The sequence below is a fragment of the Mangrovivirga cuniculi genome (assembly GCF_005166025.1).
Lineage (GTDB): Bacteria > Bacteroidota > Bacteroidia > Cytophagales > Cyclobacteriaceae > Mangrovivirga > Mangrovivirga cuniculi.
Genome location: NZ_CP028923.1, coordinates 554,879 through 577,748 on the forward strand (window position 1 = coordinate 554,879; position 22,870 = coordinate 577,748).

Below are 22,870 nucleotides of genomic sequence, written 5' to 3' on the forward strand. Positions count from 1 at the left end.
ATTAAATTGAATCTTTATAGTCTTTTTCTCCGGCAGTAATCTCAATATCAAGATAGCTTTCCTTGCCAGGTATTGGACAAGAATATCCTTCGGAATAAGCACAATAAGGATTGTAAGAGTAGTTGAAATCAACGATTACATTATCAAAATCTTCAGGAATTGAGAAGTCCAGGTAACGACCTGCAGCATAACTTTCCAGCCCGGTTGTTTGATCCATAAACGGCACAAATAAATAGTCCTTGTATCCATTTAAGGCAATCATTGATTGATAAACCGGAAGAGAAAACTTTTCACCCTTTAGCGTGAAAGTTAGCTTACCGTATAACTTGTAAGTTTTTTGAATGCCTGATGAAGTTTCAAAAGTCTTCATTTTTAATCCTGGAAACTTAACTAGCTCACCACTGACTTTAAATGATGGATCCACAGAAAAATAGTTTAATCCCTTGAAGGAGTTTTTCTCTTCAACGGGTGAATCTTCATCAGTAAGGAAAGAGGAGTCTTTTGAAATTCTGTGTTCCAGAATTTCCTGCTCATAGTTTTGACCAAAGGAGGTGCTCAGACATAAGCAGAAAAGAATAAGATAAAAAAATGGATATTTCATTTATTGATTTTCAAGTTCTTTGATGGCCAGCCATGCCATTAAACCCGGACCGATTTTAAGTGCGTTCTCATCAATATCAAACTTGGGAGTATGAACACTGTTTGTTAGTCCTTTTTCTTCATTTCTGGTCCCGAGCCTGTAAAAACAAGCTGGAACTTCATGAGAATAATAAGAAAAGTCTTCTCCGGCCAGCCATAGTTCGAGGTCTACTACATTTTCCTCTCCAAGGAATTCTTTCGCCCAGGATTTTGTGCGGTCTGCCAGCTCCGGATTGTTTTTAAGGTGTGGATATCCAACCTTAATATTGAACTCACAAGATCCGCCCATGCTTTCAGCAATGCCTTCTGCCATCTTTTTCATTCTCTTGTGGGCATCTTTGCGCCATTCTTCATCGAAGGTTCTGAAGGTACCTTCGACCTTAACCTCATCAGGTATTACGTTAGTAGCTCCATCTGCAATGACTTTACCAAAAGAAAGTACAGAAGGTATTTTAGGGCTCGCGGCTCTGCTTACGATTTGCTGAAGAGCAACGATTATATGAGAAGTGATTACCACCGGGTCAACGTTCATTTCCGGCATAGCTCCATGACCACCTTTTCCTTTTACAGTAACATAAATCTCGTCGGCAGAAGCCATGTACATTCCTGAACGGAATCCTACCTTTCCTGCATCAATCAGAGGCATCACATGCTGCCCGATGATCGATTTTGGATTTGGATTTTGTAAAACCCCTTCTTTTATCATGATGGAAGCGCCTCCCGGGAATTTTTCTTCTCCTGGCTGAAAAATCAGTTTGATCGTTCCATCAAAGTCAGATTTGACTTCATTTAATATTCTAGCCGTGCCTAGCAAAGAAGATGTATGTACATCGTGTCCACAGGCATGCATAACACCTTCATTGACCGATTTGTACTCTACATCGTTAGCCTCCTTAATGGGCAGAGCATCCATGTCTGCTCTAAGAGCAACAATAGAGGAGTCTGGATTATTCCCCTTTATCAGAGCAACTAAACCGGTATCTGCCATCTCCTTTATTTCATCAACACCAATTTTTTCGAGTTGCTCTTTTACGTAAGCACATGTGTTGTGTTCCTGAAATGAAAGTTCCGGATTTTTATGTATATGACGTCGGTTCGCTAAAACCTCTGAAAAAATTTCCTGATTAGCTTTTTTTATTTTGTCTGCGAGACCGTTTGTCGACATGCTTATTTAAGTTTTATTCTTGTAGGCACAATTATAGCTGTTGGAATAGTTGCTTTTAATTTACTTTCCAGCTCATGAGCCTCAATTTTATCGTAGAACTGCCCGACGAAAACTTTAAAATTAGGTTCGTCAAATGTTATTTTAGGTGTATAGTCACTAACAGCTTTATAAACCTCATTTTTTAATTCATTGGCTTTTTCCCTGCTTCTTCCACTATATACCTGGATTGTGAATCCATTAATATAATCAGCATCTCTGGACTCCCGGTTTATTGATTCGATGGTATCGTCAACTTGTGAGGTAACATCGTTGTCAACTGTTTTGTCCGGTCCCTCTTTGACAATTTGCTGAGTTTTCATTGTGTCTGTAGGCATCGTAACTTCATAACTTGGCCTTGTTTGACTAAGGTCGTCAGAAGCTTTTACACCTGCAGATGATCCGGAAGCAGCTTTTCCTGCTCCGGCACACTGAAAAAATAGTATTAAACTAAATAGGGCTGTTATTTTCAAAATCTTTTCCATAATGTTAACGATCGGTCAGTTATCAACTTTCGATAATGACACATTTATTGTTGTTGACGTCTTCTTCAACTGTTTTGAATTTAACGTCTTTTTTAACAGTTCCGTCTGTATACTGTACAGTAACTTTGTCATTTCTTCCGGCAACCTTTTCAGATTTCATCGGTTGAACCTTTTGTGCCGGAGGTCTGTTTCCTTGTGGAGGTGCTGCCTGACCTTGTCTGCTCAGTAAAGAACCACTGTCTTCTTTAGACTCTTTAAGTTTCTGTCTTTTTGCCTGGTGAGCAGCTTTTACCTCATCAGCTTCCTGTACAGGCAAGTTCGCCTTGAGTAAAAACGAGATTGTCTCTTCATTAAGCCTTGCAACGAATTTCTTAAACAATTCAAAACCTTCGAACTTATAGATCAATAAAGGGTCTTTTTGTTCGTAAACAGCATTTTGAACTGACTGCTTAAGGTCGTCCATATCTCGAAGGTGTTCCTTCCAGTTTTGATCTATCAGAGCCAGAGTGATCATTTTTTCCATAGAATTGATCAGCTCATCGCATTCTGTTTCAACATTTCTTTTCAGGTTAGTTGAAATACCAATTTGCTTTTTACCGTCAGTAAAAGGCACCAGAATTTCTTCAACCGTAGCGCCTCTTTCTTCAAATACTTTCTGAATAATCGGATAAGCTTTTTCCCTGATCAACTGATTTTTTTTATCGTATTCTTTCAGTGAAATCTCATATAATTCCTCTGTCAGTTTATCTGCAGGAGTGCTTTTAAGTTTATCTTCATCAAAAGGAGGTTCGATTCCAAGAGTACTTAAGCAAGCAAAATTGAAAGACTCGATGTCTTCGATACCTTTATACATTGCAATAATGTCTTCTGAGGTATCATAAAGCATATTTAAAATATCAACTTTTAATCTCTCACCAAACAGGGCGTTCTTACGTCGCTTGTAGATCACTTCCCTCTGTGAGTTCATCACATCATCATACTCAAGAAGCCTCTTTCTGATTCCGAAGTTATTTTCCTCAACTTTCTTCTGAGCTCGTTCGATTGATTTGGAGATCATACTATGTTGTATCACCTCACCCTCTTTAAGTCCCATTCGGTCCATCCATTTAGAAACTCTGTCCGAACCGAACAGACGCATCAGGTTATCTTCAAGAGAAACATAAAATTGAGAAGATCCCGGGTCTCCCTGTCTACCGGCACGACCTCTAAGCTGTCTGTCAACCCTTCTTGATTCGTGTCTTTCCGTACCGATGATAGCAAGTCCTCCGGCTTCTTTTGACTCAGGAGTAAGCTTAATATCCGTACCACGACCGGCCATGTTGGTTGCGATCGTCACAGTGCCCGGTTTTCCTGCTTCAGCAACAACATCAGCTTCTTTAGCGTGCTGCTTCGCATTTAATACCTGGTGCTTAATGTTTCTTAATTTAAGCATACGACTCAGGATCTCACTGATCTCTACAGAAGTAGTACCCACAAGAACAGGCCTTCCGGCATCTGTCAGTCGTACAATTTCATCAACTACTGCATTAAACTTCTCTCTTACAGTTTTATAAACGAGATCCTCACGATCATCTCTGACGATTGGTCTGTTTGTTGGAATTACAACTACATCCAGTTTGTAGATTTCCCAGAACTCTCCGGCTTCAGTCTCTGCTGTACCAGTCATACCAGCCAGCTTGTGATACATTCTGAAATAATTCTGTAGGGTGATTGTAGCGTATGTTTGAGTTGCGTCCTCAACTTTTACATTTTCTTTCGCTTCAATTGCCTGGTGTAAGCCGTCAGAATAGCGACGCCCTTCCATTACACGACCGGTCTGCTCATCAACGATTTTAACTTTGTCGTCAACGATAATATACTCAGTGTCTTTTTCGTATAAGGCATAAGCTCTTAATAACTGGTTAACAGAGTGGATTCTCTGTGATTTTACTGAGTAATCACTGATAATGCTTTCCTTTTTCTCGTGAAGCTCATCTTTGCTGAGGCTTTCATCTTTTTCAAGGTTAGCTATTTCAGTACCAATATCAGGCATGATAAAGAAATTAGGATCTTCATCCTCCTTAGTAATTCTCTCAATACCTTTTTCAGTCAGTTCTATTGAGTTAGTTTTTTCCTCAATTGTAAAATATAATGGAGCATCAGCCTCAGGCATCAGCTTTTGGTTTTCTGCAAGGTAAATATTCTCAGTTTTCTGCAGGATTGTTTTGATACCAGTCTGGCTGAGATATTTGATCAAAGGTTTGTACTTAGGAAGACCTCTGTAAGCACGGAATAAAGAAAGTCCACCTTCTTTTTCATTACCTTCAGCTATTAGCTTTTTTGCTTCTTGCAGGTATTGAGAAACAAGTTTTTTCTGAGCCTCAAATAATCCTGATAATCTTGGCTTCAGGTCATAAAACTCATGCTCATCTCCTTTAGGTATCGGACCAGAAATAATAAGTGGGGTTCTGGCATCATCGACTAACACGGAGTCAACCTCATCGATCATTGCAAAGTGGTGTCTTCGCTGAACAAGGTCACCGGTTTCGCGAGCCATGTTATCTCTCAGGTAATCGAAACCAAACTCATTATTGGTACCATAGGTAATGTCTGCTTTGTAAGCCTGTCGTCTTTCTTCAGAGTTAGGCTGGTATTTATCAATACAGTCTACCTGCATACCATGAAACTGAAAAATAGGAGCCATCCACTCACTATCACGTTTCGCGAGGTAGTCGTTAACTGTAACAATATGCACACCTCTTCTTGCTAGAGCATTCAAAAATGCTGGTAGCGTAGCAACAAGAGTTTTACCTTCACCTGTAGCCATCTCTGCGATTTTACCCTGGTGAAGTACGATACCACCGATCAGCTGCACATCGTAGTGAAGCATATTCCAGGTGATTGTCGATCCTGCAGCTTTCCATTCGTTATGCCAGATCGCTTTATCACCATCTATTTCTATATTATCATGATTTACAGCAAGCTCCCGATCAGTATTGTTAGCCGTCACGACCATCTGACCGTTGTTCATGAATCTTCTTGCTGTATCTTTTACTATTGCAAAACCTTTTGGAAGAATTTCTTCAAGCACTTTTTCAAGATCCTCATTTCTATCTTCTTCGAGTTTATCGATCTTATCGTAAACCGCCTCTTTTTGATGAACGTTCAGTTCAGGATCATCAGCTTTAGTGTGAAGCTCTTCTATTTCGTCATCGAAGTGTTTCAGCTTTTCATCTATGTAGCTTTTTAACTCTTCGGTTTTAGCTCTTAACTCATCGTCCGAAATGTCTTTGAGCGCCTCATATTCCTTGTTTATTTTCTCTACGATAGGAAGAAGTTCTTTAACATCTTTTTCCGACTTCGTTCCAAATAACTTCGAAAGACCTTTCGTTATAAAATCAATCATGGTTTATATTCTTAAAAATTTTATCCCTCGTAAATTTAATGTGTTTTATTAACTATTCCTGACACCCAGCACAAATTAGAGAGCCTGAGCAGTGTTAAATTTCGATTGTTCCTTCAAAAACTTTTTCTGCCGGCCCGATTAGCCAAATATCGGAATATTTGTCAGTTTCCTGATCGTGTTTAAACTCTGCAAAGAGTGTGCCTCCTTTAGCAATAATTTTCACGGGGGGTGTTAATCCCAGCTTGCTCCCAATTAATGCTGCTGCAGTAATTCCTGTACCACAGGCCAGGGTTTCATCTTCGACACCTCTTTCGTAGGTTCTGATCTTAAGTGAATTTTCTCCAAACAAGGAAATGAAATTGACATTTGAGCCATCTGGGGCATATATGTCTGAGTGCCTGATTGAAGATCCAATGGTTTTTACATCCTCATTGTCGAGGTCATCAGAGATTAATATGTGATGTGGAGAACCTGTATTGATAAAAAATTCCCTGTCAGAATATTTCTGAGGTGAGCCTTTGACAAAAAGGTCGATGGAAATGTTTTTTTCGGAAATTTTGGCATGATGTGGCCCATCAGTTGAATTAAAAGAGCACTCATCATTAGTTACCAGTTTTAAGTGGGTGGCAAATCTTACTGCGCACCTACTCCCGTTACCGCAAAAGCTCTGACTTCCATCGGCATTGTAATAGACCATATCAAAATCCTTATCTTCCGATTCAGAGATAGTTATCAATCCATCAGCACCGATGCCAAACCGACGATCACATAAAAGTGAGATCTTTTCCGAAGTGATTGTATCAAAATCACCGCTTCTGTTGTCGAGCATAACAAAATCATTGCCCGCTCCCTGGTATTTATAGAAGTTAATTTTCATTGCTTGTACAAATGTGCAGAGCAATTTAGTCATAAAAAAAGCCAACCCAAAAATGGATCGGCTTTTTAAAATGTCTTAATTGACAATTATATTTTTTCTTTAATCCTCGCAGATTTACCCTGACGTCCTCTAAGGTAGTAAAGCTTCGCTCTTCTTACTTTACCTTTCTTAAGTACGTCGATCTTATCGATGTTAGGAGATAGGAAAGGGAATATTCTTTCAATACCGATTCCGTTTGAAACCTTCCTTACTGTGAAAGTTTCTCCGTTTGTACCTTTACCTTTACGTTGGATCACAGTACCCTGGAATTGCTGGATTCTTTCCTTGCCTCCCTCAGAGATTCTAACGTGAACATTTACTGTGTCGCCTGATTTAAAATCCGGATGCTGTTTTGCGTCCGCGTTAACCAGTTCTTCTACTTTTTTTATAATTAATTCGCTCATGACTTAAAGCTCTATAATATCTGTACGTCCCGAAAATGGAGTGCAAATATATGAATAATATTTCTAAACCTATGGGTTTCAATAAAAAAATCTAAAAAACTTTTGATCTTTCATTGAAATCATTCTTTAAACAAGCCTGGCCGTCTTTCCTTCGTTCTTTTTATTGCCTGTTCAGATCTCCATTCTTCAATTTTTGCCTGGTGACCAGAAAGTAAAATATCAGGGACTTTATGACCATTATAATCTGCGGGCCTTGTATAAACCGGTGGCGCCAACAGGTCATCCTGGAAAGAGTCGCTCAAAGCAGAAGTTTCATCATTGAGAACACCGGGGATCAACCTGATCACAGCATCAGCCACCACAGCCGCTGCAAGTTCCCCACCAGATAAAACAAAATCGCCAATGCTAATTTCTTTTGTGATAAAAAGATCTCTGACCCGCTGATCGACTCCTTTATAATGTCCACATAATATAATAAGATTCTTTTTTAGCGAAAGCTTATTTGCTTCTTTTTGATTAAAGTTTTTGCCATCTGGGGTCATATAAATTACTTCATCATAATCTCTTTCACTTTTCAGCTTATCTATACACCTGGCAATTGGTTCAATCATCATCACCATTCCAGCACCTCCACCATAGGCATAGTCATCTACAGCCTTGTATTTAGTAGTTGCATAATCCCTCAGGTTATGCACCACTACTTCCGCAAGCCCTTTATCTTTAGCACGCTTTAGTATAGAATGATCAAAAGGGCCAGAGAGCAATTCAGGAACACATGTGATGATGTCAATTCGCATGAATAAATTTTTTTTGCAAAATTACCAATCCTGTTTGTATTTTAGTGGCTTATAACAATCTAATTATTTCAACATAACTTAAAGAGCCATTAATCATGGAAAATTCAAACAAGGGTAAAGGAAAATTTATTTCTAAGGCGAAGGCTAAAAAAGAAGTAAATAATTTTAAAAAAGGAAATAGTAATAAGCCATACGCATATTCTTTTGATAAAGAGAAAATTGAAAAGTTATTAAATCAAAATGGAGCAGAAGGAATACGAGTCTATCTTACTAAGGAAGATAAGGGAAACACCAGTGTTTTAATATGTGCATATGATGCGGACAATAATAATATTATTCCTAAAGGTGATGAAAACGCACCACAAATGGAAGAATCCACAAGCGATGATCAAATCTTAAATACTGGTAGTGCCTGTCCTCCTGATTGCGATACCGATCCTGACACGAGTCTATAGGCATGGATTTAGTTAAAGTTTTAAGAGACTTTATTCAGTATTATTTTTTATTTATTCCATTAATAATAGGAATAGTAAAATTTAAAAAATTAGACCGGGGGTTAAAAATTCTCCTGGTCTACCTTCTTTATTGTTTAATTTCAGAAATGATTATGATGTACCTTGCCAAGGTATATCATAATAACCTGTTTTATTACAACATTTACCCCTTCCTGGATTTTATTATTATATCCACATATACATCCCACATTATTGAATTAAATAAACTAAAAAAGTGGATAAGAAGAGTATTTTTTCCATTTTTTATTATAGTATTTGGCATATATCTAATCACTCAATTTGATCAATTGGATAAAGTCACATTACCGGAATTCAGGAGTATTGGTAGTTTTATAATTGTCATTTCTATATTGTTTTATTATTACAGTCTCCTGGTTAAAAGGTCATATGCTAATTTGTTTTCAAACCCTCACTTTATAGTTTCAATTGGGCTGATTATATATTATGCAGGTACATTTATGACGTGGTTGTTTCTAGAAACCTTATTTACTACAAATTTGGAGTTGTTTTCATTATTTTCTTCAACTATCCATATTTTTTTATTTCTATTTATTAAATATTTCACAATTTTGATTGCGATTTTAAAAGCGGGATTTAGTAAAAGTTTGGGTAATGTGGGAGCTTGAAGAAAACAATCTTATCCTTGTTATTACAGCAAGTACAGCAATGTTTTTATTGCTCGTAATTGCGTTAGTGGTTTTTGTTGTCTTTTATCAGAGAAAGATGTATAAGCAGCAATTATTACTACAGGAAAAAGAAAATAAATATCAAAAAGAGTTGATGTACTCTTTTGTGAACGGGCAGGAAGAAGAAAGAAAACGATTAGCAGCAGATCTTCACGATGATATTGGAGCTATGCTTTCTACTATCAAAATGAATTTAAATATTGCTTCCCTGCAGAGAGATAAAGAAGACCAGGGAGAGTTGCTTAAAGAAACAAGGAGTTTTCTGGATCAGACAATTCAAAGTGTGAGGAGGGTATCCAAGAATCTTTTACCGGTAGCCCTGGAGAAACACGGATTAGATACGGCAATAAGAGAATTATGTGAGCGACTTTCAGCAAGCGGTGAAATATATGTAAGTTATGATTTCAGAGTTTCCGAGAATTTCCCGGAAAAAGACAATATAAATATTTTCCGGATTATTCAGGAGCTTGTTAATAATGCATTGAAACACGCTGATGCTCAAAATATTACCATTGAAATTATTGATAATGAAAAGGAATTTATACTTTGCGTTTCGGATGATGGAAAGGGGTTTGATCCGGCACATGTAGATAATCCATTAAATATTGAAAAAGGTATCGGCTTAGCAAACATTGAAGGCCGGATAAAACTTTTAAATGGAGACTGGGACATCCAGTCAGAAGAAAATATTGGTACCAAAGTAAAAATTAATATACCTAAAGCCCAGTGAATATTAAAAACACAAATATTATCATAGCAGACGACCACGCCTTATTTAGAAAGGGGCTGGCTAGTCTGGTAAAAATGACATTTAATATTCCTGAAATCAGGGAAGCCGGAGGAGGAAAGGAGCTAATAAAACTTATTGAAGAAGACAAGCCAGACCTGATATTGCTTGATCTGAATATGCCTAATATGGATGGCGTGGATGCCGCATCATTTATAATTAATAATTATCCCGATATAAAAATCTTAGTCATTTCTATGTTTGATGATGAGCGCTATGTACATCATATGATGGAAATGGGAGCCAATGGATATATATTAAAAAATGCCGAACCAGAAGAAGTGGAGAAGGCAATCTCCAATGTGTTAAAGTACGGGTATTATTTTAACGACCTTGTCAACGATGTAGTAAAAAAGGGATTTGGAAAAAGTAATACAAGTAATCATTTTGGTTTTAAAGATAATATTAATCTCACCCAGAGAGAAGCTGAGATCTTAATTTTAATTAGTAAAGAATACACTAATTCAGAGATCGCAGATAAGATTCATTTAAGTCCGAGGACGGTAGAATCGTACAGACAGGAGCTTTTGAAAAAGATCGGAGCCAAAAATACCGCAGGTCTGGTTAAATTCGCTGTAAAAAACAAGCTAATAGACTAATTAAGATTTATAGTAAAACTACTCGACTTTAGTTTATTATTTGAACATTTCTAATAGAGTCAAATTGTAACACTCTGTTTATCAGCGTGTTATTTTTTTTGTATTTATGGTCTTAAAGATGATTTTATATTTTAGATATATTCATTAGTACATTTGTAATACAAAGAAAGACAAACATAGAATAGAGAGTGATAATCGCTTACTATTGATGACTTAATTTCTATTACTTTATATAGTTTAAACATACAGCTGTCATCAAATAGTACCATGTGATCGAAAGAATCGGCCTCCCCCGGCCGATTTTTTTTATATACATTTTTGTAGTTAGTATATTTACAAAAAATTTATTCGAATGTTTAATTTAAAGAATGCCCGGCTGGACCGGCTTGCAGTTCACAGAGTAGGAAGTAAGACAGATCCGGAGTCTCTTGACCTTTCAAAGGATGAAATCACACCAGATGAAGATATATTAAACCTTCTTAAAAAGTTTTTTCTAAAGCCGTTTAGTGAGGAACGGTTTTTCAGCTTCAAGCATTCTACTGATATCAGTCTCAATGAATGTTATTATTATGTAAAAGAGGTTTTTGCCGATCCGGAAAAATTCTATGATAACAGCTGTAAAATAGCGAGCTTGCTCCACAGTGAATCCAGGCATCCCAATATCAAGACTGGTGAACTCTATGTTTCTTATTTTGACGATGTGAACTTCGGTGAGAATATAACTGAGGCGATCGGAATATTTAAATCAGAATCAAAAGACACCTATCTTAAAGTATATCCAAAAAAGAGTACTTACCAGGTCGATGCTGAAAGAGGGTGAATATCAATAAATTAGATAAGGGCTGCCTGATATTCAATGTTGAGGAAGAAGATGGTTACCGTCTTTTGATCATCGATAAAACCAATAAAGGGGGAGAAGCCCAGTATTGGATGGATGATTTTCTACAGGTAAAAATTCACGAGAATAATTACTATCACACCGAATCTTATCTCGATCTGTGTATGAACTTTGTTGAGGAGGTTTTTCCGGAAGCTGATAAGATCGACAAAATTGGCATGAAGCAAAATGCATCTAACTACTTCAAGGAGAAGGAATCATTTAATGTAAAAGAGTTTGAAGATGAAGTAATGCAGCAGCCGGAGATCATTGACGCCTTCAATGATTATAAGAGTCAGTACCAGGAAACGAAACAAGTAAAAACTTACGATGAGTTTGATATAAACAAATCTGCGGTAAAGAAGAGCAGTAAGTTTATTAAGTCCGTGCTAAAGCTGGATAAGAATTTCCATATCTATGTTCACGGAGACCGTTCAAAAATTGAAAGAGGATATGATGAAGGCAAACAGTTAAATTATTATACTGTTTACTTTGAAGAAGAAAACTAAACCTGATCGGGGAATTAATTTTCCCGATCAAGTTTGTTATCACTTACTTTCTCATTAGGTACTATCCATGGAGCTAACAATGCCATAACAAATAGTACGCCTATAATTCCTAACATTATCATAACTAAAATCTTTTGATGGCAAAAATAGAAATTTAGTTTGGAATTGCTTAAAAATTACTGGTATAAATGTGAGTATGTAAGAAAAAAGGAAAGGTATGGTCTTTTTAATTTTCGTTTTTCGAATTGACCACTTAAATTCGCACAGACAATTAATCTAAAGAAAAAATTATGTTCGTAGATGCACCAATAGAGCCCGGAGCTTCAACTTTTATTTTAGTATTCTGTATTATTATTGGAATAGTGACTGCCTTATCGCTATACGATGCAGATAAGACGAAGTCAAAGAAAGAAAAACCGGAGTAATTTCTCCGGTTTAGGCGAAAAAGCCTTTAACAGATTCTGCGTACTCTTCAATTCTGGATTCGTCTTCCCTACTTTTTTCAAAGCAGAAGTTTGCTGTATACTCCAGTCCTAAAGTTGTAGTAATTTCTTCTTTTTCGATCAGCTCTTTTAATTTTGAAAAGATCCTCTTAACGTTTTCCTTTTCACTCTCATCCCTACATTTAGTTTCAAGGCCATATTCGATTAACGAGCATTTTCTTAGTAGCAATTGCTTGTCTTCTTTTTTCACTAGGTTGGTTTATTAGGTTTGTTGATCGGTTATTCCTGTTGACCTTTTTTGAATGATATACAAGTATACAAAGAAGTTTTAACTCTTGAAAAGGAAATTTTGTAATATTACCATTAGAATTTTCAATATGGGTATAATTTTTGATACCCTCTTTAGTATATTTAGAGGAACCCGATTACAACAAATAATATGAGGCTATTTTTAACTTTTTGCTTAACCATACTTTCATCATTTTTTATCTATTCTCAGGAGATAATTTCAGTTGACACCTTATCAGGTCAGGGTGAGTTAATAGAAGGCAAGAAAATTGGTAAATGGGAATATCAGTCGGAAGACAATAATATAGTTGTTAAAGCAAACTATTCTGATGACGGCAAACGCGATAAAAAATGGAAAGTTTATGCAAATAAGCGATTACGTCTTGCTGTGAATTATGAAAATGGAATTATCCAGGGTAAAGTAATTCAATATTATTCAAATGGTAATATCGATGTTAGCATCGATTATGAGAATGACTCCATCAATGGGACGGTTGTGAGGTACTCACCCTTCGGAGTTCCATTAGTTAAATCTGAATATACTAACAATGTACAAAACGGATCTCATGAAGAATATTATCAAACCGGCCAGTTAAAACTTAAAGGCCAGTTTGAAGACGGTGAAAAGACCGGGGAATTTCTTGAATATGGTCCAGATGGAGTTCTTGTAGCAAAAGTTAATTATAAAGAAGGCCAGCCTCATGGCGAATCAGTTTTTTATTATGAGGATGGAGTGGTAAAGGACGAGAGAAATTACCAGAATGGAGTACCAGCCGGAGCATGGAATGAGTATTATCCAAACGGGGTTTTGGCTTCTGAGTATCATTTTAAAGTCGGCCTGAAAGATTCCATATATCTCGAATATTTTCCTGCCGGCTCAAAAAGAGTCGAAGGGATGTATGAACTGGGTTCAAAAACCGGCACCTGGAATTATTACTTTGAAAATGGTAAAAAATATGCAACCGGTGAATACAGAAACAACTATGAAACTGGCAAATGGAGATATTACTATTTGTCGGGAGGTTTAGAAGAAGAAGGTAAATATGTATTGGGACTTAGGAATGGTCAGTGGTATAGTTTTTATGAATCCGGTAAACTTTATAGTATCGGATATTATATGAATGGAAATCAGGATGGATTGTGGGGATTCTTTCATGAAAATGGTAAATTAATGCAAGAGGAAACCTGGGACGATGGGCTCCTGGTTTCTGTAACTGATTTCTTTACTGCCTCCGGTGATACTTTATCAACGGGAAATTTAAAATATGGAACGGGTGATGTGATCGAATATTCACCTAAAGGTAATATTGCAGGCAAAGGACGTTATGAAAGCGGATTGAGAACTGGCCCCTGGATTTTTTATCATTCTGATGGAGAAACAATAGAAAGCCAGGGTAATTATGAGGAAGGACTCAAGACTGGAGAGTGGAAATTTTATTTCGATAATGGTATACTGGAATCAGAAGGGGAATTTGAAGAAGATGAAAAAACAGGAGTCTGGAATTATTACAATACTAGTGGCAGGTTACTTGAAAAGTTAAATCATTCTGAAAGTAACTCAAATGAATAATGATCGAGATCAAATTTTGCGGTGCTGCAAAAACAGTTACCGGAAGTGCCCATCTCATTACTATCGATAATGAGACCAAAGTTTTATTAGAATGTGGTCTGTATCAGGGATCAGATCCTACCTTTAAAGAGTTTAACGAAGATTGGCAGTTTGATCCCGAATCAATTGACCTTGTGATCCTTTCTCATGCTCACATCGACCATTCCGGTCGAATCCCGAAACTTTATAAAGACGGTTATAAGGGTAATGTTATTTGTACTCACGCTACCCGGGACCTATGTTCAATAATGCTTCTTGATACAGCACACATAAATCAGAGAGAAGTTGAACGAAAAAGAAAAAGAGGACAAAATGTAGAACCTCTGTATACATCAGAAGATGTTTATGAATGCCTTGATGACTTCATCAGTTATCCTTTCAATAAATGGATCGATATACATCCTAAAATAAAACTTCTTTTCAGAGATGCCGGCCACATTTTAGGAAGTGCAAGTGTTACATTAAAAATAACCACTTCGGGGGAGAAAAGGTATTAGGCTTTTCAGGTGATATTGGCAGACCCAATCGCCCGATATTAAAAGACCCACAATCAATGCCTGAATTAGATTATCTTATTATGGAATCAACTTACGGAGGAGAACAACACAAAGAACTTCCGGATGATGAAGAACGATTCCATGATATAATTCATCAGACATGCGTAGAAAACAAAGGGAAACTTATTATTCCTGCATTTAGTGTTGGCAGGACTCAAGAATTGGTATACTTATTAGACAGGCTTGAGAATTCAGGTAAATTGCCCAAAATTCCTGTATATGTTGATAGCCCTTTAGCAATAAACGCTACTGATATCTTCAGACTTAATCCTCAATGTTACGATAAAGAACTGGTGGAATATATGCAGACAGATCCCAATCCGTTTGGATTTAATAACTTGCATTATACACGGCAAGTTGATGATAGTAAAGCGATCAATGACCTACAGGGGCCTGCGATAATAATAAGTGCAAGCGGTATGGTTACCGCAGGGAGAATCCTTCACCACATTTATAACCACTGTGAAAACCCGAGAAACACCATATTAATGGTTGGCTTTTGCGCCCCATATACTTTAGGAGAAAAAATCCGATCAAAACCTGAGACAATTAAATTATTTGGTCGTGAACTTAAACTTAAAGCAAGGGTGGAAATTATGGATTCATTTAGTGCTCATGCGGACGAAAATGAAATGGTGGCTTTTCTCTCAAATCAGGATAAGAATAAATTGAAAAATATATTTTTGATCCATGGAGAAGAAAACCGACAGGAGGCCTTTAAAAAACGACTTGAGGAGGAGGGATATTCAAATGTGATTATACCTGAACTTACTGAGAGTGTCAGATTGAATTAGACGTTGATTAATGAAGAAATACACTATTTTTAAATCTCTTGAAGCGATGGACAATTCTTTTCCTTTGGGAGAAAGGAAGCTGATCAAAGCAGGAGATAAGATTATACTACTTATCAGGCATTCTGAAAAAAAATTACTTGCCTCAGAACCCACTTGCCCGCATAATAATAAAAAACTTGTTGAAGCTCCAATTACAAATGATCAGCATCTGGTATGCCCCATGCATGGTTATCGATTTGATATCAATACCGGAGAAGAAGAAAAACACAGGTGTAGAAATCTGATATTCTATGAAACTCAAATTACTGATAACGGCGTTTTTTTGTATTGCTAATTTGCTTCATGCACAAAACGGGAAGCTTAAATCCATCTACCAGGATGAAGAAACTCCGCTATCAATTGCAGTTTCTGACGACAAGGTCTTTCTAATATCCTCACAGGAAAATGATCAGTTTTTTTTATCCGTGTACTCTAATGACGGAACCAGGTTATCTTTTGACAAACTTGAAATCACATCAAATCAGTCTTTGATTTCTTTTACGGTGGTTAACGATTATGCTGCTGCATTGTATTTCAATTCAGCGAATAATTCCTATAAGTTATTTACTAAGGGCAAAAAACCTCAGAGCCAGGTCACACACATTAGTAATGTGTCTTTTCCGGAAGGATTTAAACCGGAAAAAATATACTTCGACGGAAATAAAGTTTTTAGCACCGGCAATTATATTGGCAGAATATTCGTCACCCGGCTTGAAAACTCCTCTTTTATATTTAGTAAGCTTTTGATAAATGATCAGAACAAGTTGGTCAAAGCGCTGGCTAAAAATGGAAAACTGATTTTCATTATTCATTCCTATATAGACGATGAACTTAAAATATATTCGTCTTATTCTTTAATAGAGCCAGCCAGAACATTAAAAGTTAATGAAGATACTCAGGTTGAGGATCTGCATTTCTCACAAAATCTAAATTATGCTGCAGAATTATTTTTGAATAAGATAAATCTGTATTCAAAATCTAAAACAATAAGCTATGATTTACCAGGTGATTTTCTGCTCACTGCAATTTATGAGACTACGGATGGTGTAAGCGTGGTAGTTGATAAATATCAAAACAGGTATAAGACCAAAGCAGTCTATGAAAAGGTAAAAAGAAATAATAAGTATGAATATACAACAGTAGAAAAGGAAGTCTTTGACAAGAGGGATTATACAGAAAAGATGATTCTCAATTTCAGGAAAGGAAAAATAGAGGAGATAATTGTATCTACCGGGTTCACGGTGGAAGATAAATCTGTTCCTGCGAATAAGTTCTCTGTTGATGGAAACTCAATTACTAACACTTCTTTTTACAATTCATCAGGTATTAGTATCCAGTTTGATTTTAATGACAACAGATTAATTAGTAATAGCAGAATCACTCATGATGGATTAAAAAAGTACAATGGCCTTGAAGCGGTCCCGACAATTTCGGGATGGTTTGTGATGGGAACTCAGTATTTATATCAGCAGAATAACAAGAAGGTTTATAACATATCTTTTTATTCAAACTAAAACCTATTAAATCGGCCCGGTTAAAACCAAACAAACTTATTATTCATTAAATTACATCCGATTTTGAAACTCAATAAATAGAAAACCACAATGGATGTTCGTATAGAAAAAGATACTATGGGGCAGGTAGAAGTTCCTGCTGACAAATACTGGGGAGCCCAGACCCAGCGTTCACTAATGAATTTCAAAATAGGTGGAGAGCCGATGAAGATGCCTATGGAAGTAATCCGGGCATTTGCTGTACTTAAAAAAGCAGCTGCATTGACGAATGCTGAGCTTGGAGTGCTTGATCAGGAAAAAGCTGAAACCATTAAAGCCGTATGCGAAGAAATATCTGAAGGAAAGCACGATGATCAGTTTCCTTTAAAAGTCTGGCAGACAGGTTCTGGTACTCAGAGTAATATGAACTCAAACGAAGTTATCGCAAACAGAGGCCATGTTTTAAAAGGAGGATCATTAACAGATGATAAAAAGTTTTTACATCCAAATGATGATGTAAACAAGTCCCAGTCAAGCAACGATACCTTCCCGACAGCAATGCATATCGCTGCATATAGTTTTTTGGTAAAAGAGACTATTCCAAAAGTTAAAAAACTAAGAGATACTTTAGATAAAAAAGCGAAAGATTTTAATGATGTTGTTAAGATCGGCCGTACGCACTTTATGGATGCAACTCCTCTTACCTTAGGCATGGAGTTCAGTGGGTATGTTTCCCAGCTTGATCACGGATTAAAAGCGTTGGAAAATTCATTTGATCACTTGAGCGAGCTGGCTCTAGGTGGTACAGCGGTGGGTACCGGATTGAACACACCAAAAGGGTATGCAGATCTTGTAGCTAAAAAAATTGCAGAGATCACAGATCTACCATTCGTTAGCGCAGAAAATAAATTTGAAGCTCTTGCTGCCCATGATGCAATGGTTGAAACTAGCGGCGCTCTAAGACAATTGGCAGTAAGTTTAATGAAAATCGGAAATGATATCCGTATGCTGGCAAGTGGTCCGAGATCAGGAATTGGTGAAATCTTAATTCCGGAAAACGAACCAGGATCTTCAATTATGCCTGGAAAAGTTAACCCAACACAATGTGAGGCCTTAACGATGGTTTGTGCCCAGGTGATTGGCCTGGATAATGCATGTGCAGTTGGCGGCATGAACGGTCATTTTGAATTAAATGTTTTCAAGCCAATGATGATCTATAATGTGCTGACTTCAGCAAGATTAATTGGTGATGCATGTGAATCATTTAATGATAATTGTGCTGTAGGAATTGAGCCTAACCAAGAAGTGATTAAGGATAAACTTGAAAAATCATTGATGCTTGTTACAGCACTCAATACTCATATAGGTTATGAAAACGCTGCTAAAATTGCTAAAAAGGCCTATAAAGAAGGTACTACTCTGAAAGAAGCAGCTGTTGAACTTGAACTTTTAACAGAGGAACAATTTGACGAATGGGTAAAACCAGAAGATATGGTCGGTAGTCTGAAATAATTTACCGGTCATTAATATTTAAAAAGAGTATATAAAACGCCTCATAATACCAGAGGCGTTTTTATTATAAACATTATTACTTAATTTCGTGACAATTGCATTTTTTGCACAAATATTCTTCTATTTTATCAAAAAGTGCTATATTGTCTCAAATACCGGGTTGATAAATTTTTTATTATGAATAGAAATCTAGTCGTTTTATTAGTTATGGTTATCGGATTATCATTAGCACCGATGGAAAGCCATGCACAGCTCTCTAAGAAGGAAAGAAAAGAGTGGAAAAAGAAAAAGAAGTCCATGTCTGAAGAAGCATTCAAGCAGATGGTGGATGAAAATAAAGCATTAAAAGCACAGGTAAGCAGTCTAAACAACCAGCTTTCGGCGATGGAACCACAGTTAAATGAAAAGGATAACACCATTGCTAAATTGGAAAAGCAATTAAGACAAGCTCAGGCAGAAGTTACTGCTGCTCAAAGAGCTCTTGAAGAAGCTGCAGCCGGTGGAGGGCAACAACAATCTGCAGGATCCGGTTATTCAATGGATGAAAGCGGAGTACTTTTCAAAGTGCAGGTTGGTGCTTTTAAGGATAAAGACCTTAGCAAATATTTCGAAAACCACCCTAATTTCGGTGGTGAAACTGAAGATGGCCTTCAAAAAATTACTTTAGGTCAATTCCGCGATTACTGGGAAGCAGATACTTTTAAAAAGTATTTAAGAGAAATGGGCGTTAAAGACGCCTGGATCGTTGCTTACAAAGACGGAAACAGAGTTCCTTTAAAGGACGTTCTGGAAGGAGTTATCTAAAAAAAGACATAATTAATTAGAAAGCCGGTTCATAAACGAATCGGCTTTTTTTATTCTGGTTTTCCCAGAAGGTAAATAGTCTTACCGAAGGTGAATTTAAGCTTTCCTGCCGTCCAGCTCATACCGGTTATATTCCTGGTTATTTTCTTTAGATGTCTGACACTATAGAGTCTTAAAACCGAGAAAATTCCGTCAAAACAAGTAACAAGCGGTACAATCGGAATGATGTATGAAAAAACATATCTTGAAATTCTCAAGGGTCGTACGAAAAGTGTAAAGACAGGAGCCAAAATCAAGGTCACTAAGATGTTTATGAATATTTGTAATATACTTTTATCCAATGGCTCAACCATCAGAATAAAATGGCCCTGATCACTTAATCTTTTTAAAAGTTTTTTAGCATCTTCTTCCTCCAGGTGGTGAAACATATTAAAAATAGTCACCAGGGTTTTTTTCCCTTCGGGTATTTCTTCAATGGCTTTCAAAGCAGATAGTGACCTGAGGTCATAACTTATACATCCATCTGATATTTCTTTTAAACTGGAAGCGGCAGTTTTATTTGGGTAGAGATCAGTTAAAATTATTTCAGGAATATTTGGGTTGTTTTTTTTATATGATCATACAGTCTTGGAATAGCACCGCCCCCTCCCGAACCTAAATCATAGACCAATTCTATATCATGTTGATTAATTATTTCTGTTGCGAGTTTTATTCCCGGTTTGTAAACACCAAAAAGGGAAGAAATAAACCGCAAATAATCTGTTTGCAGTGATCGCAAAAGGTCCGGGTAGCCGGAAAGGTCTTCGATTTCAACTCCTTGAATTCTCATTATCTAAAAAGTGGAGCCAAAATCAATGCGAGTACAATAATTAAAATCATAATTATGTACATTAGTAAATCGACTCGGAGATATTGTTTATATTTTTTATAAAAGTCAGAAAGTTTTTTCAACATAACGATAAAGATAATCATTTTTGTAAATCAATCAGGCATAAGCACAAAGGATGGGAAAATCAAAATTAGTATATAGTTGGAATTATAAGGAAGCTAAAGACGAGCAAGCTATTAAGGAGTTGTCCGGGCTGATCAACGTCAACCCATATATAGCAGAGACCTTGCTTGACAGAGGAGTTTCTTGTTATGATTCCGCTAAGAAATATTTTCGTCCTTCACTTAAAGAATTACACGATCCATATCTGATGGAAGATATGGACAAGGCTGTAAACAGGTTGACTAAAGCGATCAATTCCGGAGAAGAAATCCTGGTATTTGGAGACTATGACGTTGATGGCACTACATCTGTGGCTTTGTTCATGACAACACTTGCGAAAAGACATAAAAATGTACACTATCATTTACCAGATCGATATCAGGAAGGGTACGGATTGTCAAAAGCAGGGATCGATAAAGCATCAGAACTAGGCGTGTCCTTATTAATAACAATCGACTGTGGTATAACTGCTGTTGATAATGTTGAATATGCAAATTCGAAAGGAATTGATGTGATTATTTGTGATCACCATCGTCCCGGACCGCAACTTCCATCTGCTGTTGCCATACTTGATCCAAAAAAGAAATCGTGTAATTATCCATATGATGAGCTGTCAGGCTGTGGAGTAGGCTTCAAGCTACTACAGGCAGTTTATAAGAAGTTGAACTGGCCAGAAGAAGAACTATTCAGAAGACTTGACCTTCTTACCATAAGTATAGGGTCAGATATTGTGCCGATCACAGGAGAAAACAGAATTCTTTCTTTTTATGGATTAAAAATTCTTTCTTCTTCCCCCTTACCGGGCATAGCAGCTTTAATGGAAATGGCAGGAGTAGATAAGGATAGTCTTACTATTGAAAAGATCGTTTTTTATATCGGTCCTCGTATCAATGCTGCAGGCAGGATGACACATGCCCATTCAGCATTAGAATTGTTGATCGAAGAAGATTATACAAAAGCAATGGCTCATGCTGATCTGCTTGAAGATAATAACAAAGAACGAAAGCTTTTTGACAAAGATATGACTCAAAAAGCGTTAGAAATGCTAGATTCTGCGCCTGATTGGCCTGGAGGGAATACAACCGTATTATTCGATCCTTCCTGGCACAAAGGGCTGGTAGGTATTGTAGCTTCCCGGTGCATAGAGCATTACTACAGACCGACGGTCATTTTAACCGAACACGATGGTGAAGCTACAGGTTCTGCGCGTTCGGTTCCGGGGTTTGATATTTATGAAGCAATAAGTGAGTGTAAAGATCTTCTTTCAAAGTTTGGAGGACATAAATATGCCGCCGGGCTTTCTCTACCTGTGGAAAGTATAGATGAATTCAGATTGCGGTTTGAAGAGGCAGTAAGTCAGCAGATCGAGTCACACATGCTTGAGCCGGTTTTAACTATCGACAAACTAATTCCGTTGAATGTTATTAACGATAAGTTTTATAATATTTTATTCCAGATGCAGCCTTTTGGGCCCGGAAACGAAGAGCCTGTTTTTTCGAGTGAGTCGGTAGAAATAATCGGGGAGCCCAGGTTGCTAAAAAATGAACATATAAAACTACGTTTAAGGCAAAGAAATGGTGATGACGAAATTGAAGCGATTGGATTTTTTATGGGGCATTATTTTCCTCAATTACATAATGGCCTTAAAATTGATGTAGCTTACCAGGTGTCTCTGAATGAGTTTCGGGGAAAGAGATCAGTTCAGTTGATGCTCAAGGATATAAAAGTACATCAAAGTGTGGTATTACATAATTAATGAATTATAATTAACGGTGGGAAGGAAGGCCTGCAATAAGAAAGCAAGACATGAAGTTATACGCAGATAATCTCGTAAAAATATATAGTAAAAGAACAGTTGTCGATCATATTTCAGTTGAAGTAAATACAGGGGAGATCGTTGGGTTATTAGGGCCGAATGGAGCTGGAAAAACAACCTCTTTTTACATGATCGTCGGGCTTGTAAAACCAAACGAAGGGGAGATATTTCTGGGAGAAGAAAATATTACAGATCTGCCGATGTATAAAAGAGCGAAAAGAGGAATCGGTTATCTGGCTCAGGAGGCTTCTGTTTTCAGAACGCTGACTGTAGAAGAGAACATCATGGCGGTATTGGAAATGACCAATCAGCCGAAAAATGCTCAAAAGGAAAAGATGGAATCTCTCCTTGAGGAGTTTAGTTTAACTCACGTAAGGAAGAATAAGGGTGGAGTCTTATCAGGTGGAGAGCGAAGAAGGACGGAAATAGCAAGAGCCTTGGCTGTAGATCCACATTTTGTTTTACTTGATGAGCCTTTCGCAGGAGTTGACCCTATTGCAGTAGAAGAGATTCAAACTATTGTAGCAAAACTCAAAAATAAAAATATCGGTATATTAATTACAGACCACAATGTAAATGAGACTCTTTCTATTACAGATAGAGCTTATTTGATGTTCGAGGGTAAATTGCTTAAAGCCGGTTCTGCTGAAGAGTTGGCAAATGATCCAAGAGTAAGAGAAGTATATCTTGGTCAGCATTTTGAGTTGAAGCGAAAAATTTAATA

Annotated in this window: 26 protein-coding genes; 15 read left to right on the top strand and 11 right to left on the bottom strand. The window is 37.0% G+C overall.

Annotated elements, in window-relative coordinates; genetic code table 11:
• Position 1: 1 nt before the first annotated feature.
• The 7 genes from DCC35_RS02560 to trmD all read right to left on the bottom strand — a co-directional run bounded on the left by DCC35_RS02560 (position 2) and on the right by trmD (position 7,827).
• Positions 2-601 carry a DUF1684 domain-containing protein gene (locus DCC35_RS02560; RefSeq protein ID WP_137089315.1) on the bottom strand — a complete coding sequence of 200 codons (600 nt, stop codon included), beginning with the start codon at positions 599-601 and terminating at the stop codon, positions 2-4.
• On the bottom strand, positions 602-1,804 hold the full coding sequence (locus DCC35_RS02565) for a M20 metallopeptidase family protein (RefSeq protein ID WP_137089316.1): 1,203 nt from the start codon (positions 1,802-1,804) through the stop codon (positions 602-604).
• Between the two features lie 2 nt (positions 1,805-1,806).
• Entirely contained in the window at positions 1,807-2,325 is a 519-nt protein-coding gene (locus DCC35_RS02570) for an SPOR domain-containing protein (RefSeq protein WP_137089317.1), read from the bottom strand.
• A 22-nt stretch (positions 2,326-2,347) separates the two neighbouring features.
• Positions 2,348-5,710, bottom strand: coding sequence for a preprotein translocase subunit SecA (secA, locus tag DCC35_RS02575; RefSeq protein ID WP_137089318.1), 3,363 nt, complete (start codon positions 5,708-5,710; stop codon positions 2,348-2,350).
• 94 nt (positions 5,711-5,804) lie between these two features.
• Positions 5,805-6,587, bottom strand: a complete 783-nt coding sequence (gene dapF / locus DCC35_RS02580) for a diaminopimelate epimerase (protein ID WP_137089319.1) — start codon at positions 6,585-6,587, stop codon at positions 5,805-5,807.
• Positions 6,588-6,673: 86 nt separating this feature from the next.
• On the bottom strand, positions 6,674-7,030 hold the full coding sequence (rplS, locus tag DCC35_RS02585) for a 50S ribosomal protein L19 (RefSeq protein WP_137089320.1): 357 nt from the start codon (positions 7,028-7,030) through the stop codon (positions 6,674-6,676).
• Between the two features lie 119 nt (positions 7,031-7,149).
• Positions 7,150-7,827: a tRNA (guanosine(37)-N1)-methyltransferase TrmD gene (gene trmD, locus DCC35_RS02590; protein WP_137089321.1), complete on the bottom strand. Its 678-nt coding sequence runs from the start codon at positions 7,825-7,827 to the stop codon at positions 7,150-7,152.
• 95 nt (positions 7,828-7,922) lie between these two features.
• Here trmD and DCC35_RS02595 point away from each other — a divergent pair, with 95 nt between their 5' ends.
• From DCC35_RS02595 to DCC35_RS21440, 5 genes are all read left to right on the top strand, one after another.
• A complete protein-coding gene (locus DCC35_RS02595; protein ID WP_137089322.1) occupies positions 7,923-8,282 on the top strand; it encodes a hypothetical protein in 360 nt (119 codons plus the stop codon).
• 672 nt (positions 8,283-8,954) lie between these two features.
• Complete coding sequence (locus tag DCC35_RS02600) at positions 8,955-9,758, top strand: sensor histidine kinase (RefSeq protein WP_137089323.1); 804 nt, start codon at positions 8,955-8,957, stop codon at positions 9,756-9,758.
• Positions 9,755-10,414 carry a response regulator transcription factor gene (locus DCC35_RS02605; protein WP_137089324.1) on the top strand — a complete coding sequence of 220 codons (660 nt, stop codon included), beginning with the start codon at positions 9,755-9,757 and terminating at the stop codon, positions 10,412-10,414. The genes DCC35_RS02600 and DCC35_RS02605 overlap by 4 nt, the downstream gene beginning before the upstream one ends.
• A gap of 352 nt (positions 10,415-10,766) precedes the next feature.
• A complete protein-coding gene (locus DCC35_RS21435; RefSeq protein ID WP_137089325.1) occupies positions 10,767-11,234 on the top strand; it encodes a nucleoid-associated protein in 468 nt (155 codons plus the stop codon).
• A complete protein-coding gene (locus DCC35_RS21440) occupies positions 11,231-11,800 on the top strand; it encodes a nucleoid-associated protein (protein WP_137089326.1) in 570 nt (189 codons plus the stop codon). The genes DCC35_RS21435 and DCC35_RS21440 overlap by 4 nt, the downstream gene beginning before the upstream one ends.
• Positions 11,801-11,814: 14 nt before the next feature.
• Here DCC35_RS21440 and DCC35_RS21985 read toward each other — a convergent pair whose 3' ends face one another.
• Complete coding sequence (locus tag DCC35_RS21985; protein ID WP_175402683.1) at positions 11,815-11,916, bottom strand: hypothetical protein; 102 nt, start codon at positions 11,914-11,916, stop codon at positions 11,815-11,817.
• 174 nt (positions 11,917-12,090) lie between these two features.
• Between DCC35_RS21985 and DCC35_RS21445 the strand changes: the two genes are divergently transcribed.
• Positions 12,091-12,225 (top strand): hypothetical protein, encoded by a 135-nt coding sequence (locus DCC35_RS21445; protein ID WP_262710369.1) that lies wholly within the window; start codon positions 12,091-12,093, stop codon positions 12,223-12,225.
• Positions 12,226-12,235: 10 nt separating this feature from the next.
• Here DCC35_RS21445 and DCC35_RS02625 read toward each other — a convergent pair whose 3' ends face one another.
• Positions 12,236-12,493, bottom strand: coding sequence for a hypothetical protein (locus tag DCC35_RS02625; RefSeq protein ID WP_137089328.1), 258 nt, complete (start codon positions 12,491-12,493; stop codon positions 12,236-12,238).
• A 189-nt stretch (positions 12,494-12,682) separates the two neighbouring features.
• Between DCC35_RS02625 and DCC35_RS02630 the strand changes: the two genes are divergently transcribed.
• From DCC35_RS02630 to DCC35_RS02655, 7 genes are all read left to right on the top strand, one after another.
• A complete protein-coding gene (locus tag DCC35_RS02630; RefSeq protein ID WP_137089329.1) occupies positions 12,683-14,101 on the top strand; it encodes a toxin-antitoxin system YwqK family antitoxin in 1,419 nt (472 codons plus the stop codon).
• On the top strand, positions 14,101-14,637 hold the full coding sequence (locus DCC35_RS20800; RefSeq protein ID WP_217495905.1) for an MBL fold metallo-hydrolase: 537 nt from the start codon (positions 14,101-14,103) through the stop codon (positions 14,635-14,637). The genes DCC35_RS02630 and DCC35_RS20800 overlap by 1 nt, the downstream gene beginning before the upstream one ends.
• A gap of 56 nt (positions 14,638-14,693) precedes the next feature.
• Positions 14,694-15,491 carry an MBL fold metallo-hydrolase gene (locus DCC35_RS20805; protein WP_217495906.1) on the top strand — a complete coding sequence of 266 codons (798 nt, stop codon included), beginning with the start codon at positions 14,694-14,696 and terminating at the stop codon, positions 15,489-15,491.
• Positions 15,492-15,501: 10 nt separating this feature from the next.
• Complete coding sequence (locus DCC35_RS02640; RefSeq protein WP_137089330.1) at positions 15,502-15,825, top strand: Rieske (2Fe-2S) protein; 324 nt, start codon at positions 15,502-15,504, stop codon at positions 15,823-15,825.
• The gene (locus DCC35_RS02645; protein WP_137089331.1) at positions 15,782-17,044 is read left to right on the top strand and encodes a hypothetical protein; all 1,263 of its coding nucleotides are present in this window, start codon (positions 15,782-15,784) and stop codon (positions 17,042-17,044) included. The genes DCC35_RS02640 and DCC35_RS02645 overlap by 44 nt, the downstream gene beginning before the upstream one ends.
• A gap of 90 nt (positions 17,045-17,134) precedes the next feature.
• Positions 17,135-18,535, top strand: a complete 1,401-nt coding sequence (gene fumC, locus DCC35_RS02650) for a class II fumarate hydratase (RefSeq protein ID WP_137089332.1) — start codon at positions 17,135-17,137, stop codon at positions 18,533-18,535.
• 177 nt (positions 18,536-18,712) lie between these two features.
• Complete coding sequence (locus DCC35_RS02655) at positions 18,713-19,339, top strand: Ezrin/radixin/moesin family protein (protein WP_175402684.1); 627 nt, start codon at positions 18,713-18,715, stop codon at positions 19,337-19,339.
• Positions 19,340-19,389: 50 nt separating this feature from the next.
• Here DCC35_RS02655 and DCC35_RS02660 read toward each other — a convergent pair whose 3' ends face one another.
• Both DCC35_RS02660 and DCC35_RS02665 read right to left on the bottom strand, forming a co-directional pair.
• Positions 19,390-19,824, bottom strand: a complete 435-nt coding sequence (locus DCC35_RS02660; protein ID WP_137089333.1) for a hypothetical protein — start codon at positions 19,822-19,824, stop codon at positions 19,390-19,392.
• Between the two features lie 95 nt (positions 19,825-19,919).
• Positions 19,920-20,168 (bottom strand): hypothetical protein, encoded by a 249-nt coding sequence (locus DCC35_RS02665; RefSeq protein WP_137089334.1) that lies wholly within the window; start codon positions 20,166-20,168, stop codon positions 19,920-19,922.
• Positions 20,169-20,343: 175 nt separating this feature from the next.
• On the opposite strand from DCC35_RS02665, the gene recJ reads away from it, so the two are divergent.
• Together recJ and lptB are read left to right on the top strand one after the other, a co-directional pair.
• Positions 20,344-22,086, top strand: coding sequence for a single-stranded-DNA-specific exonuclease RecJ (gene recJ / locus DCC35_RS02670; RefSeq protein WP_137089335.1), 1,743 nt, complete (start codon positions 20,344-20,346; stop codon positions 22,084-22,086).
• A gap of 50 nt (positions 22,087-22,136) precedes the next feature.
• A complete protein-coding gene (gene lptB, locus DCC35_RS02675) occupies positions 22,137-22,868 on the top strand; it encodes an LPS export ABC transporter ATP-binding protein (RefSeq protein ID WP_137089336.1) in 732 nt (243 codons plus the stop codon).
• Positions 22,869-22,870 lie beyond the last annotated feature (2 nt).

Coding starts and splice junctions, on each gene's coding strand:
- DCC35_RS02560 (WP_137089315.1), bottom strand. CDS start 601: ATGAAATATCCATTTTTTTATCTTATTCTTTTCTGCTTATGTCTGAGC.
- DCC35_RS02565 (WP_137089316.1), bottom strand. CDS start 1,804: ATGTCGACAAACGGTCTCGCAGACAAAATAAAAAAAGCTAATCAGGAA.
- DCC35_RS02570 (WP_137089317.1), bottom strand. CDS start 2,325: ATGGAAAAGATTTTGAAAATAACAGCCCTATTTAGTTTAATACTATTT.
- secA (WP_137089318.1), bottom strand. CDS start 5,710: ATGATTGATTTTATAACGAAAGGTCTTTCGAAGTTATTTGGAACGAAG.
- dapF (WP_137089319.1), bottom strand. CDS start 6,587: ATGAAAATTAACTTCTATAAATACCAGGGAGCGGGCAATGATTTTGTT.
- rplS (WP_137089320.1), bottom strand. CDS start 7,030: ATGAGCGAATTAATTATAAAAAAAGTAGAAGAACTGGTTAACGCGGAC.
- trmD (WP_137089321.1), bottom strand. CDS start 7,827: ATGCGAATTGACATCATCACATGTGTTCCTGAATTGCTCTCTGGCCCT.
- DCC35_RS02595 (WP_137089322.1), top strand. CDS start 7,923: ATGGAAAATTCAAACAAGGGTAAAGGAAAATTTATTTCTAAGGCGAAG.
- DCC35_RS02600 (WP_137089323.1), top strand. CDS start 8,955: ATGTGGGAGCTTGAAGAAAACAATCTTATCCTTGTTATTACAGCAAGT.
- DCC35_RS21435 (WP_137089325.1), top strand. CDS start 10,767: ATGTTTAATTTAAAGAATGCCCGGCTGGACCGGCTTGCAGTTCACAGA.
- DCC35_RS21985 (WP_175402683.1), bottom strand. CDS start 11,916: ATGTTAGGAATTATAGGCGTACTATTTGTTATGGCATTGTTAGCTCCA.
- DCC35_RS21445 (WP_262710369.1), top strand. CDS start 12,091: ATGTTCGTAGATGCACCAATAGAGCCCGGAGCTTCAACTTTTATTTTA.
- DCC35_RS02630 (WP_137089329.1), top strand. CDS start 12,683: ATGAGGCTATTTTTAACTTTTTGCTTAACCATACTTTCATCATTTTTT.
- DCC35_RS20800 (WP_217495905.1), top strand. CDS start 14,101: ATGATCGAGATCAAATTTTGCGGTGCTGCAAAAACAGTTACCGGAAGT.
- DCC35_RS20805 (WP_217495906.1), top strand. CDS start 14,694: ATGCCTGAATTAGATTATCTTATTATGGAATCAACTTACGGAGGAGAA.
- DCC35_RS02640 (WP_137089330.1), top strand. CDS start 15,502: ATGAAGAAATACACTATTTTTAAATCTCTTGAAGCGATGGACAATTCT.
- DCC35_RS02645 (WP_137089331.1), top strand. CDS start 15,782: ATGAAACTCAAATTACTGATAACGGCGTTTTTTTGTATTGCTAATTTG.
- fumC (WP_137089332.1), top strand. CDS start 17,135: ATGGATGTTCGTATAGAAAAAGATACTATGGGGCAGGTAGAAGTTCCT.
- DCC35_RS02655 (WP_175402684.1), top strand. CDS start 18,713: ATGAATAGAAATCTAGTCGTTTTATTAGTTATGGTTATCGGATTATCA.
- DCC35_RS02665 (WP_137089334.1), bottom strand. CDS start 20,168: ATGAGAATTCAAGGAGTTGAAATCGAAGACCTTTCCGGCTACCCGGAC.
- recJ (WP_137089335.1), top strand. CDS start 20,344: ATGGGAAAATCAAAATTAGTATATAGTTGGAATTATAAGGAAGCTAAA.
- lptB (WP_137089336.1), top strand. CDS start 22,137: ATGAAGTTATACGCAGATAATCTCGTAAAAATATATAGTAAAAGAACA.